Annotated in this window: 12 protein-coding genes; 6 read left to right on the forward strand and 6 right to left on the reverse strand. The window is 65.0% G+C overall.

Annotation, left to right across the window (positions count from 1 at the left end; translation table 11 throughout):
• Window positions 1-270 precede the first annotated feature (270 nt).
• The 6 genes from QOJ24_RS01685 to QOJ24_RS01710 all read left to right on the forward strand — a co-directional run bounded on the left by QOJ24_RS01685 (window position 271) and on the right by QOJ24_RS01710 (window position 6171).
• Window positions 271-1386, forward strand: coding sequence for a C45 family autoproteolytic acyltransferase/hydrolase (locus QOJ24_RS01685; protein WP_526258477.1), 1116 nt, complete (start codon window positions 271-273; stop codon window positions 1384-1386).
• Window positions 1383-1607 (forward strand): hypothetical protein, encoded by a 225-nt coding sequence (locus tag QOJ24_RS01690; RefSeq protein ID WP_526258479.1) that lies wholly within the window; start codon window positions 1383-1385, stop codon window positions 1605-1607. Before QOJ24_RS01685 ends, QOJ24_RS01690 begins: the two co-directional genes overlap by 4 nt.
• A gap of 145 nt (window positions 1608-1752) precedes the next feature.
• A complete protein-coding gene (fucP, locus tag QOJ24_RS01695) occupies window positions 1753-3084 on the forward strand; it encodes an L-fucose:H+ symporter permease (protein ID WP_526258481.1) in 1332 nt (443 codons plus the stop codon).
• Window positions 3081-4352 (forward strand): ABC transporter substrate-binding protein, encoded by a 1272-nt coding sequence (locus QOJ24_RS01700; RefSeq protein ID WP_526258483.1) that lies wholly within the window; start codon window positions 3081-3083, stop codon window positions 4350-4352. The genes fucP and QOJ24_RS01700 overlap by 4 nt, the downstream gene beginning before the upstream one ends.
• Complete coding sequence (locus QOJ24_RS01705) at window positions 4339-4656, forward strand: putative quinol monooxygenase (protein WP_526258484.1); 318 nt, start codon at window positions 4339-4341, stop codon at window positions 4654-4656. Before QOJ24_RS01700 ends, QOJ24_RS01705 begins: the two co-directional genes overlap by 14 nt.
• Window positions 4657-4680: 24 nt before the next feature.
• Window positions 4681-6171 (forward strand): mannitol dehydrogenase family protein, encoded by a 1491-nt coding sequence (locus QOJ24_RS01710; protein ID WP_526258486.1) that lies wholly within the window; start codon window positions 4681-4683, stop codon window positions 6169-6171.
• Between the two features lie 20 nt (window positions 6172-6191).
• On the opposite strand, the gene QOJ24_RS01715 is transcribed toward QOJ24_RS01710, so the two are convergent.
• The 6 genes from QOJ24_RS01715 to sodC all read right to left on the reverse strand — a co-directional run bounded on the left by QOJ24_RS01715 (window position 6192) and on the right by sodC (window position 12776).
• Complete coding sequence (locus tag QOJ24_RS01715; protein ID WP_526258488.1) at window positions 6192-8390, reverse strand: PP2C family protein-serine/threonine phosphatase; 2199 nt, start codon at window positions 8388-8390, stop codon at window positions 6192-6194.
• A 42-nt stretch (window positions 8391-8432) separates the two neighbouring features.
• Window positions 8433-9620: a 4-hydroxybenzoate 3-monooxygenase gene (locus QOJ24_RS01720; RefSeq protein WP_526258547.1), complete on the reverse strand. Its 1188-nt coding sequence runs from the start codon at window positions 9618-9620 to the stop codon at window positions 8433-8435.
• A gap of 4 nt (window positions 9621-9624) precedes the next feature.
• A complete protein-coding gene (locus QOJ24_RS01725) occupies window positions 9625-10875 on the reverse strand; it encodes an MFS transporter (protein WP_526258490.1) in 1251 nt (416 codons plus the stop codon).
• Window positions 10876-11111: 236 nt separating this feature from the next.
• Window positions 11112-11495, reverse strand: a complete 384-nt coding sequence (locus QOJ24_RS01730) for a hypothetical protein (protein WP_526258492.1) — start codon at window positions 11493-11495, stop codon at window positions 11112-11114.
• 143 nt (window positions 11496-11638) lie between these two features.
• Window positions 11639-11863 carry a response regulator transcription factor gene (locus tag QOJ24_RS01735; RefSeq protein ID WP_526258494.1) on the reverse strand — a complete coding sequence of 75 codons (225 nt, stop codon included), beginning with the start codon at window positions 11861-11863 and terminating at the stop codon, window positions 11639-11641.
• A gap of 82 nt (window positions 11864-11945) precedes the next feature.
• Window positions 11946-12776, reverse strand: a complete 831-nt coding sequence (gene sodC / locus QOJ24_RS01740) for a superoxide dismutase[Cu-Zn] (protein ID WP_526258496.1) — start codon at window positions 12774-12776, stop codon at window positions 11946-11948.
• Window positions 12777-12784: the final 8 nt, after the last annotated feature.

Below are 12784 nucleotides of genomic sequence, written 5' to 3' on the forward strand. Positions count from 1 at the left end.
GCAGCATAACTTCGTCATGACAGCATCGAGGAACATCAGCAAACGAATTTGACGACGATTGCGAACGAAAGCAAAACTTCTGCAGCAAAATTTGACGAGATCGGCAAAACACGAGGTCACAGGTGGGCCTGATGCGACTATCGAAATCTCCAGCAAGCTCAAATTGGTACCACCGCCCAGTGAAGGGCGGCATCGGCTGAATCCGCCAGCCATCGCTCTTGCCGTCAAGGGAAACTTGACGGACTAAGCCCGTCAAGGTTTCCTTGACGCATGACCGCCATCGTCGCGACTGCATCGCCCCTGCCACTTCCCGCACCCGCGAGCGTCTGGCGGGAGTGGGTCACTTACGGGTTGAGCTGGGCGGCAGCCTCGCCGGTCACCGAACAGGCGGCCCGTCCCGCCGAGGTCGACGACGGCCGCTTCATGACGGTGCACGCCTACCGGGAAACCACACCCGGGCCCCGTTGGCGGGCGTTGTTCGACGCGACCTGGCGGGCCTACCGCAGCTGGTACACCCGCGACGGGCTGGCCGCGCGGCCATCGCTGTCGGAATGTCGCGATGCGCTCGCCCGATACATGCCCGAACTGATCCCGACCTGGGAGCAGCTCTGCCGCCTCAGCGGAGATGAGCCCGTCGCCGCCCGGATGCTGTCGATGTGGCGACTGCCCGCGTTCGCGGTCGGCTGCTCTCAAGCCGTGCTGCCGGGCGAGCAGCCGACCCTGGTGCGCAACTACGACTACGACCAAGCACTTTTCGAAGCGGTGGTCGCGTCCACTGATTACTCCGGACGCCGCCGGGTGATCGGCACCAGCGACATGCTCTGGGGACTGCTGGACGGAATGAACGACGACGGGCTGGCGGTCTCGCTCACCTTCGGCGGCCGCCCCGATGTGGGCGACGGCTTCGGAATCCCGATCGTGCTGCGCTATGTCCTGGAGACCTGCGCAACCGTCGAGCAGGCGGTCGACGCACTCCGGCGGATCCCCGTCTCGCAGTCCTACAACGTCGCCGTGGTCGACCGCGCGGGCGACCACGCGACCGTCTTCGTCGCGCCAGGGCAACCTGCCGAGGTGAGCGAGCTCCCCGCGACCACCAACCACCGGCTCGATCAGATCGAGCATCCGACTCACGCCGCCCGCTTCAACAGTGCCGGACGACTGACCGAATTGAACGAATTACTCAGCGGCACACCATCGAGCAGGCAATTGGTCTCGGCAATGCTGGTGCCCCCACTCCGCAACGATCAGTTCGAGGCCGGCTTCGGCACGCTGTACACCGCCGAATACCGACCAGCCGCCGGCGTCGCCACCTGGCACTGGCCCGAGACGTCGTGGACGCGAGGATTCGACGACCCGGATGACATTCGCAAGGTCCGGTTGGGATGAACCGAGACCCGAGCGACATAGAGGCCGAAGTTCGCACGCTGCTCGGAGCGCTCGCCGCGGACAACGACCCGGCGGCGTTCCAAGCTCTGCTCGCGCTCAGCGGTTACCTCGGCGAGTGCCTGGGACGGTCAGCCCGAACCCTGGCCGAATCCCAGTCGTGGGGTGATGTCGCGGGTGTCGCAGGCACTACCAAGCAAGCGGCGTGGTCAAGGTGGCACTAGTCGGCCGGTGCCGAGAAACGGGTCGATATGGGCAAAAACCCATGTCAAACCACATGCAAAATCTGTTCCGTCGGTCATGACACCTGAGTAACGTGACTCAGATCACAGTCTTTGCACTCTTCTCACCGGATAAGAGGTACCGACCATGACGACGACTGAGCATGCCGATCAGCCCGCCGACACACCGGCCGCTGCCACGGCGAAATCTGGGCTGGTCTATCCGGGGATGGGCCTGCTGTTCGTCGTCCTCATCAGCTGCTTCACCGCATGGGGCATCGCCGCCGACCTCACCACGCCGATGGTCGCGGGCTTCAAGCGCATCTTCGAGATGAACACCTTCCAGGCTTCGCTGGTGCAGCTGGCGTACTTCGGGGCGTACTTCCTGCTGGCGATCCCCGCAGCGCTAATCAATCAGCGGTTCGGCTATAAGGCCGGGCTGCTCTCCGGTGTACTTCTCGCCGCCGCAGGCGCAATCGCGTTCTATCCGGCCAGCAAGATCATGACCTACGAGGCGTTCCTGGTCGCTCTGTTCGCGATCGCCGCCGGGTGTTCGATTCTCGAGACGTCCGCCAATCCCTACGTGCTTTCGCTCGGCCCGGAAGAAACCGCGACCCGCAGGCTCAACTTCGCGCAGGCCTTCAACCCTGTCGGCACGAACATCGGTGTGCTTCTGGCCGCCACCCTCATCCTGCCGAAATTGGACGAGCCGGTGAACATGGCCAACGTGACGCCGGCCCAGGAGACGGCCGTACGCGCGGGCCAGTTGGGCGCGGTGATGGGTCCATATCTGGGCCTCGGCTTCGTCCTCATCGCGATCGGGCTGGTGATCGCGATCAAGAAGTCCCCGCCGATCGTCGAGGAGTTCCCCGACGCTGACATGGCGGGCCAGTCGCCCCTGAAAATCTTGATGTCGAACAAGCGGTACGTCTTCGGAGTCGTCGCGCAGTTCTTCAACGTCGCCGCGCAGGTGTGCACGTGGACGTACCTCATCCAGTACTCGCAGCAGGCGCTGAACGGGTCACTCCAGCTGGGTGGGTACCTGCTGCAGGTCAGCCTGATCATATTCCTCATATCGAGGTTCTTCATGACGTGGCTGATCGGGAAGATCCGCGCGACGAAGGTCCTCTCGGTCCTCGCCGTGCTGGCCGTCGCGCTGTGTGTGTTTGCGATGTTCTCGCCCAACGTGGCCGGGGTGGCCGCCGTTGTCGCGCTTTCGTTCTGCCTGTCCCTGATGTTCCCGACGATCTACGGTGTCGCCCTCCAAGGCCTCGGTCCGGCAACGAAGTTCGGCGCCGCCGGACTCGTGATGGCCATCGTCGGCGGCGCGATCATGCCGTTGATCCAGGGCTATCTGCTCGACAAGACGAGCCCGGCGATCTCGTTCATCGTGCCCGCCGTCTGCTTCGCCGTCGTCGCCAGTTTCGCCGTCTTCGACCTGAAGGCGTCGCCCCACAAGGTTGGAGAACGAACAGCATGAAGCGTTTGTGGATCATCGCGCTGGTCTTCGTCCTTGCGGCATGCGGTGGCGGCGGGCAGAAGGCCAACTTCTCGGACCCGACCGACCGGCTCGAAGTCGTGTCATGGTGGGTGTCCCCCTCGGAGCACCCGGCGTTCGAGGTGCTGCTCAACGCCTTCAAGGCGGAAAATCCCGACGTGGAGGTCACCGACGGCACCATCACCGGCGGCGGTGGGAGCAACGTCCAGGTCGCGCTGGCCGCCCGCCTGCAGGCGGGCAATCCGCCCGATGTATGGCAGACGTTCCTGGGAAGCTCCCTGCGTGCCTGGGTCGACGCCGATCGCATCGCCGACGTATCGGGCGTCTACGAAAGCTCGGGTCTGGACAAGACGATGCCGCAGGCACTCCTGGACGCAGCGACCTATCGCGTCAAAGCCTGGGGTGTGCCGACCGGGTCGCACCGTGGAAATGTGTTGTGGTTCAACCAGCGGATGCTGCGGGACGCCGGTGTGAAGGCGCCCGGACCCGGCTATACGACCGCGGCGTTCGAAGCGGACTTGGCGAAGGTGGCGGCAAGCGGCAAGACCGCGTTGTGCCTCGGCGGCAAGGACAGGTTCACCGCGACAGAACTGTTCGAGAACACACTGCTCGGCGTGATCGGCACCGATGGGTGGGCCAAGATTCGGGACGATTCCTTCGACTGGAGGGGATCTCAGCTCCGACAATCCCTTTCGCAGTTCGCGAAGATCGTTTCCCTGGCTGACCCGAACGCGGGCGGGCTGACATGGGATCAGGCTGCGAAGAAGCTGGCCACCGGTCAGTGCGCATTCCTGTCGATGAACGACTCCGTATACGGCGAACTCGTCGCGAACCGGTCGGTCGAGGGCCAGGACTTCGGGTATGTGCCGTATCCCGGAACCACGGGCGCATACCTGGCGATCGTCGATACGTTCGTGGTGTCGTCGGCCGCCACAGACGGCGTGAACGCCATGAAGTTCATGACGACCATCGCGGACCCTAAGACATCGCTGGAGTTCAACAAACTGAAGGGGTCCGTACCGATTCGCAACGACGTCGACGTGTCATCGCTGCCCGCCTATCAACGGCAAGCGTCGGAGTCGTTGTGGAAGGACAAGATCTTGCTGTCGATCACCCACGGCGAATTGATGTCGACCGACTTCCAGCAGGCCGTTTACGATGCGGTCTCCACCTTCGTCCAGAGCAAGAACACCGACGCATTCATCGACACGCTGCAGAACTCCATCGAGGTGCCAATTGTCGGACGATGACCGCGACGGGCAGGACGGACCGCTGTACCTGGTCGTCACCATCAAACCGCGGCTCGACCGCCTCGCCGAGGCCGAAGCCCAGCTGCAGTCGATGCGTGAGAACACGCTGACCGAGCCGGGATGTGTGTTCATGCATTTCCTTGCGCCACAGGATGACTCGGACACCTGGATGATGCTCGAGAAGTTCCGTTCGCGGGCCGCCTGGGACGAACACATGCGACAGCCCTACAACACCGAGGGAAACAAGATTCTCGAAGACCTGCTCCGCGAGCCATCCGACCTTCGGTTGCTCCGCGAGAAGTAAGCGCCTTCTATCTGGAGGTCAACCATGAACGAGCTCAGAGAATCAACGCTTGCGACACTGCCGTCGAACGTCGCAACACCTTCCTACGACCGAACCCACCTCAAACGCGGCATCGCCCACTTCGGTGTCGGCAACTTTCACCGTGCTCATCAGGCGTTCTACGTCGATCGATGTCTTGCTCTACCGGACCAAAGCGATTGGGGCATCGTCGGTATCGGCCTCGCAGGCGGCGAACGGGGCCGCAAGAAAGCCGATCAGTTCCGGTCACAGGACTGTCTGTATTCCCTCACGGTCGCACCGGCCAAAGGCGATACGAGCGTGCGCGTCATCGGCGCTCAGCTCGACTACCTGCTCGCGCCCGAGCAGCCTGCCGAGGTACTCGAGTTGTTGACCGACCCGGCGCTTCGCATCGTGACGCTCACGATCACAGAGGGCGGCTACCACGTCGACCCGGAATCGGGTGTGTTCCTCACCGGCCATCCCGACGTTGCGCACGACCTGTCCGGCGACGGTGATCCACGCACGGTGTTCGGCTTCGTCACTGAGGCCTTGGCGCGGCGACGCTCGGCGGGGACGAAACCCTTCACCGTCGTGTCGTGTGACAACCTGCGCCACAACGGCGAAGTCGCGCGCGCCGCCTTCGTCGGTTTCGCCAGCGCGCTGGACCAAGAACTCGGCGCATGGATCGATTCCACCGTGATGTTCCCGAACTCGCTCGTCGACCGCATCACCCCGTCGGTGACAGCACAGGACGTTGCGCGCCTCAACGCAGCAAGTGGCTTGGCCGACCAGATACCCCTCGTCGCAGAAGATTTCAGCCAGTGGGTCATCGAGGACCGCTTCACCGACGGCCGCCCGGCACTCGAGGAGGTGGGCGTTGCGTTCAGTGACGAGGTGAAGCTGTGGGAGCAGGTGAAGGTCCGCGTTCTCAACGCGGGCCACCTGACGCTCACCTACCCCGCTCTGCTGCTCGGTTATCGCGAGGTCGCCGAGGCTATGCGCGATAAACAGGTACCCGTACTGCTGGACCGTTTTCTGGACGCGGTCGTGCTGCCATTACTCGACGCGCCGCGCAATGTGGACCTGGTGACGTATAAGAACAGAGTGCTCGAACGCTTCTCCAATGAAGCGATGCACGATCAGCTGACGCGTATCGCCTCCGATAGTGCTTCGAAGGTGACGGTGTTCTTGACCACCACCCTGCAACAGGTGCTCGAGCGCGGTACAGACCATCGAATCCCGGCGTTCGTTCTCGCTTCGTGGAGCTGCGTACTACTGGGCAAGGATGACGACGGCAAGCACTTCGAAGTAACCGAGCCGCGCCTCGACGAGACCGCCCGTCGGCTTCTGATTTCGGGCGACCCGTACGAAGCGCTGTGCATCGAGCCGCTGCTGGCAAGCGGTGTCGCCGAGCACGCCGACTTCGTCGCCACCTTCGACCACTACCGCAAAGCGCTTGCGGAGCAAGGTGCGCAAGCCACGCTCAAGACTCTCCTGGACGCCACCGCAGGCTGACGCCGGACCGCTTACACAGCTCAATCCATCGTCGCAGGCGGCGTGGAATCGACGTGCCGGAGGCGCAAGGCAATAACGCAGACGTCGTCTTGGCGTGGCGGCGCCGCCAGCGTTTCCGTGAGTTGCCTGCAGCCGTGCGACAACTCGATCTCCGATCGCCAGCCCGCTAACAGGCGCTGTGCCTGCGAGATGCCCGTCTCGATGTCCCGACCGCGGCGCTCGACCAGGCCGTCGGTGTACAACAGCAGAATGTCGCCGGGCTCGAGCCTCACCTCGCCCGCGGTGTAGGTGGCGTCGCGGATCGGCCCCATCACCGGGCCGTCGGCGTCGAGAAGTCGCACGACTTTGCCGTCGCGCGAGCGACGCAGCAGGACCGGTGGATGGCCCGCCAGGCCGTACGACAGAGCGCTGGTAAGTGGATCGAAGATGGCGACGGCCATGGTGGCGAACCGTCCATGGCTGGCGTGGGCGGTGAAGATGTTGAGCTCGGCGAGCAGGCGCGCAGGCGGCAACCCCTGCAGGGCCATCGCGCGCCCTGCGCTACGCAGTTGCGCCATGTCTTCGACGGCCGGCAAGCCGTGTCCGACAACGTCACCCACCGCAATGTAGGTCCGCCGCTTCGGCAACGCCATCACGTCATACCAGTCGCCCCCGAGCCCATGCTCGGCGTCTGCCGGTTCGTAGCAAACGGCGAGGTCCAGTTCGGCGATCTCAGCCGGCTCGGTGGGCAGGACCGCCGCCTGCAACACCGCGGCACGGGCGTGCTCGTCGGCATATATCTGCGCACGCACCAAGGCCTGCTCGACCATGGTGGCGACCGCAGAGATGTACGCCAACTGCGCGACATCGAGTGGTTGCGGTCGTGTCCACATCATCCCGAGGACGCCGATCTGCCTGCCGCCGGCAGTCAGCGGCCAGTTCACCAGCGCCTCTGCGTCCGTCAGCGTCATCAAGTCCGCACTGTCGGGATACCGCAGGCGATATTCCACGGGGCTGCCTATCACCACGGGTCGCCCTGAGAGCACCGCCTCGGTGGCGGCGGTGTGGTCGTCGAGTGGAATTCCCGCGGCGAATCTGTCGTGCGCAAGTTGGGGGTAACCCGCCGTCTTCACCCACTCGAGCCGAGATCCGTCGGCGCTCGCCAGGCCAAGGGCCACCGCTTGCGACCCCGCGTCGTTGAGAAGCTCGCTGACGACCGCGTCGCCGATGTGGTTCGGTGTCAACGCAGCCGACAACCGCTGCGCCAGTTGCGCAAGGGTTTGCAGTCGGCCGCGTTCACGGCGTTCGGCTTGTCCTTGTCTGACCGCCGCAATGCGTCCGGCGGCTTCCTGGGCGATCAGCATGGCGACGAGCACGATGACTGCGATGAACATCTGATTCACCGCTAGCCGGGCCGGCTCCGCAAGGTTCATCCCCGCGAAAAAGCCGCGCCCCGAGCCCGCCATGTAGTTGACGGTGAAGGCCAGTACCACGCCGGCGACCGCGGCACCGATCACATCGAGACGAAATGCCGCCCATGCCATCACCGGCAGCAGCAGGAACGTCGGTGGCGCCTGCCACCAGAATGCCGTCAGTGCCAGCACCGCGGTGCCGGCGACCACCAAAGCCGTTTCTGCAATACGAGCTCGCAAGATGTGAGATTGAATGGGCCACAGGAGAATCGGTGCTCCCACCACGAGAACGCCGATTCCGTCGCCTGCCCACCAGTGCACGGCCGCAGTAGGCCATGAGGTGTCCGTTGACGCGGCACTGACCGCACCGCCGATCAACCCGCCGACCAGCGGCCCGGCCAGGCACGCGGCGGCGACGAATTTGGCCAGGTCTGCGCGCGCCCGAAGGTCGGGCGCCCCGTTGCACCAAGCCAAGACCAGCGACGCCCCGACGACGGGCTCCACCGAGTTGGCCAATGCGTATCCTGCCGCAGCTCCTACGCCGACGCCGTAGTAAAGATCGACGGCCAACTCCGCGACGACTATCGCGAGGATGACGGCCGCCCATCGCGGTCGCGGTGTCAGCAGCATCGCCGCCACTGTCACGCCGGCAGGCGGAAAGAACGCAGGATCTACCCCGGCGCCGAACGACTGCCACGACAGCACCGCACCCACCAGGTACGTCAGCGCCACACAGGCGAACAGCCCGGCCGCCGACCGCCAACCCACGCGACTGCCCGGGCGCACGCTGCCACGCGACCTGCCAGAGGCGACCGGGTTCCAGGACACCCTCGTGAGGTTATCGACACCGTCGTTGTTGCTGCGCGAGTTCTACAAACCGATCGGCAGACCCGTGTAGTTCTCCGCCAAGCCCGTGGCGCCCGCCACGCTCGAGGTGACCCAACGCAGTTGGGAAAGCGCAAGCTGCTCGTCGAACGGATCCTCGCCGCGATGCAGCATCGTGGTCATCCACCAGGAGAAGTGGGTGCACCGCCAGACTCGGCGCAGCGCGGTGTCGGAGTAGCTGTCGGCGAGCCGGTGGTCGTCATTGCGAATCAGCTCGGTCAGCGCGGGAGCGAGCAGGGCGATGTCGGCCACCGCGAGGTTGAGGCCCTTGGCGCCAGTTGGCGGGACGATGTGGGCGGCGTCGCCGGCCAGAAAAAGCCGGCCGTGCCGCATCGGGCTTTGCACGAACGACCGCATCGGCAACACGCTCTTGTCGGTGATCGGGCCGGTGACGAGCTCCCAGCCGTACTGGCCGTGCCCCAATCGAGCCGCCAGTGCTTCCCAGATCCGGTCGTCGGACCAGTCGGGTTCGGTGTCGTTCGGCACCTGCAGATAGAACCGGGAAACCGACGCGGACCGCATGGAATGCAAGGCGAACCCGTCGCCGTGCCAGGCATAGATCAGCTCGTCGGTCGACGGGGCGACGTCGGCGAGGATCCCGAGCCACGAATACGGGTAGACCCTTTCCCAGTGGCGACGGACATCCATGGGAACGTGCTCGCGACTCGGCCCGAATGACCCGTCACAGCCGACGACGACTTCCGCTCTGACCACGCGCTCGCGCCCGTCGGTGTCGGTGAATGACACGCAGGGGCGGTCGGTCTCGACGTCGTGCAGTGCGGTTTCGGCGATCTCGTAGTGGATCTCCTGGCCGGCCGCAGCCCGGGCCTCGATCAGGTCCTTCTGCACCTCCGTCTGTCCGTACACACACACCGATCGGTCGGTCAGCTCGACGAAGTCGATGTGGTGGCGATGGCCGGGCCACTGCAGGTAGATGCCGCGGTGTCGGTCACCCTCGCGGTCCAGACGCTCGCCGAGCCCGCAGCTCCGCAGCAGGTCGACCGTGGACTGTTCGAGAATGCCCGCCCGGATCCGGGACGCGACGTATTCCTGCGAGCGAGTTTCCAGAACTATCGACTCAACGCCGTCCGCGGCGAGCAGGTGCGACAGGAGCATTCCGGCGGGACCTGCCCCGATGATCGCCACCTGGGTCTGCACGTCCGCGCCGGCCATGGAGTCAGTCACTATCCGGTGAGTGCGCCGGAACCGCGGCCAGAGTGATCACGGCAAGGATGGCCGCCATCGTGAAGGCGTAGAAACCCCACGGATAGGCGGCCCCGGCCGTCACCAGCGCGCCGCCGAGGGTGGGGCCGACGATCGCGCCCACCCGTCCGACCCCGGCCGCCACGCCCAGCGCGGTGCCGCGGATCTCGGAAGGGTAGAGGTGGCCGACGAACGCGTACACGAGCACCTGGGCGCTGAAGACGAAGATGCCCGTCAGCAGGACCGCGGCGTACACGAGAAGTCGGTTTTCCAGCCTGATCGACAGCAGCGCCAGGAAGACCGCGGCAAGTCCGAACCAGGCGAGGACGGCAGGCTTGTTGCCGCGGGTGTCGGCGATGTGGCCCGCGACGAGCAGGCCGATCACCGCCCCGACGTTGAGCACCAGGATCAGGGTGGTGCCCTGCTGAATCGAATAGCCGGCGTCGCGCATGATCGTCGGCAGCCAGGTGTTCAGCCCGTACACGAGCAGCAGACCCATGAACGACGCCACGCACAGCCCGATACTGATGCGAAGGTAACGGCCCTTGACGACCGCGGCGCTGCGGGCGAGGGTGCCGCCCTCGGAGTCGTCGCTGCGCTCGACCGCACGGAGGTACGCCGCGGACTCGGGAAGCTTGGCCCACATGAATGGGAGCGTCAGCAAGCCCAGTGCGCCACCGACCACGAACATCGACCGCCAGCCGTAGTCCTCGACGAGCCACAACGCCAGCAACGCGGAGAGCACGGCCCCGACGTGGTAGCCGGTCATCATCCGGGTGATGGCAGAACCGCTGCGGCCGGTCGGCGCGTGCTCGCTCATGAACGTCAGAGCGGTCGGCAGACAGCCGCCAAGGCCGAGCCCGGCCAGGAAACGGAAGGTCGTGAACTGACCAACGCCTTGCGCAAGGCCGGTTGCGATCGTGAAAAGCGAGAAGAGGGCCACGCTGGTGATCAGGGTGTGGCGCCGACCGAACCGGTCGGTCAGCGGCCCGATCATCACGGCGCCGACGCCCATGCCGACCAAGCCCAGCGTGGAGGCCGTGGTGACAGTCGGACCGGTGAAGCCGAGCGCCCCGTTCTCGAGGAGGGTCGGAATGACGACGCCGAGGACGACGAGGTCGTAGCCGTCGAGCGCGACCGCTACCCAGCAGAGCAGAACGGGCCAGATGCCGGCCGCCCGAGATGTGTCACCGGTTTGCGCGGCCCGCGGTAGTTGCATGGACATCGAATTGCCCCCTGCTGAGCGTCGACGGGAAACGGATTGCCGCGCGCGCCGATATTCACACCTGCGGGTCAGCATTCGAATATTCGCCGTCCTGCGGACAGAAGAGAATGCGACGGCTACGGCGACCAGTAATTCGCTGGTCGGGCGGCGGGACTAACGCTCAAAGGAACGATGCGTCCGCAGATGCCATGCCCGGTCAAATTGTCCGGCGTCCCCCGCCGACCATGAGCAGCGTTCTAGGCCAACACGAATTGGAGAGTCGTCGGGACGGCCGGGCAGGTGATGGTAAGGGCCCGAGAGGTGTTGTCAAGCGCTATCGGGCAGGCTCCGAAGCCGTTGTCCGGTTGGGTGCCGGTCCAGGTGTTGCCCTGCAGGTGCAGATCGGTTGACCACGGGTTGGGCACGCGCGGAGCCGCGATCGTCGTGCAATCCGCACCGCATGGGGTGAACGTCACGTCCATCGCATTCCCCGGGCTCGCCTTGTCCCAAGCCGGGTTGACGTCGGTGATCGTCGCGAGGAAGGAACCGCTGAGCGGTTCTGCCGACGCCGGGCCAGCTAGCCCGACCGCAGCCCCAGCGAATACCACCCCGACGGCAAGTCCGCGAGCAAAAGTGATCATGATGTGAGTCCCTCCGTTGTTCCGCTCCGCACGGTCGCTAATCACATAGACATTCGCTGAGGTGTCGACAGCGGGCACGCGTAGCGCACTACCCCACGGCACTCGGCGGCGACGTTACGAAAGACGATGAGTCAAGGCGACAGCTAGCGCACGGGCGCGCAGTTCTGGTCGCCGAGTTCTCGAACGACGTCGCCGAGCTCCGAGCGTCGCGCGACGCCCGCTTTGCAGCTGGCCCGGTAGATGTGACCTTCGACGGTGCGCACCGAGAGCGACACCGCTTCGGCAATCTCCTTGTTGCTGAAGCCACGGGCCACCAGCAAGGCGATCTCGTGCTCGCGACGGGTCATCGGAACTGTCAGGCGTGCCATACCGGGCCGGACTACCTGTTTATTCCGGTCGCAGGCACCGACTACCTAGAAACCATGCCCCATCGGCTTCGCGGAGTTCGCGTTATCCGCCAGGGGCCGGGGCCGGTGAAGACGTTGTGGTGGTCACCGACGTCGACGGACTCGTGGTGGTGGTCGCACTGGTCGATGACGGCGTCGACGTCGCGGTGGCACTGGTTGTGGGAGGCGCAGCGGGAACACCGGTTGTCTCCGTCACCGTCGACGTGCTGGTCGAGACCGAAGTCGAGGCCGCAGCGGATGCGGGGGCGAGAACAGCGCATGCCACCCGTCCACCAGAGTCGCCGGTCGCCATTGTCTCGGCGTCGGGGCCGGGCACACCGTCATGCGTGTACCGCTGCGGAATGTTGGCGAAGTTGTCCGGACCCTCGTGAATGATCAGCGCGCTTCCCTGCGGACCCTTCAAGTCATCAGCGGTGAACGCGTCGGTCGTCGCGACGACCTTGCCGGAACCGTCGGAGCGGATGTTCATCGGTGTCAGGTCGCCGCTCGCCGGATGTTCGGTGCGCCCTCCGACCTGTAGATGGCCGCCGGCCGAGTTGAAATCCCCAGCCGAACCGCCGGTCGGGGCGACCGAGTTCGCCTCGCACTTGCCCACAGAATGGATGTGCATTCCGTGGCTGCCCGGTGAAAGCTTGTTGTTTCCGGTCGTGTCGACCGTCACGGTCGCGAACCCGTCGGTGAAATCGATGGTGGCATTAGCAACCGCCGTACCATCGGCCGTTTTCAACTCGGCTTTGATGGTTTGCGAGCCGGCTTCGGATGTCGTCGATGATTCAGCGGCCTGATCGTCACCCGTCTGACTGTTGCCACACCCCGCCAAGACGGCGATTGGTGCAGCGAGCATGGCGACGGCGGCGGTTGTGCGGTTCAACATCACCGTCG

Origin of the sequence: Mycobacterium sp., assembly GCF_032159775.1 — a bacterium.
In the GTDB taxonomy this organism is placed as follows: Bacteria; Actinomycetota; Actinomycetes; order Mycobacteriales; family Mycobacteriaceae; genus Mycobacterium.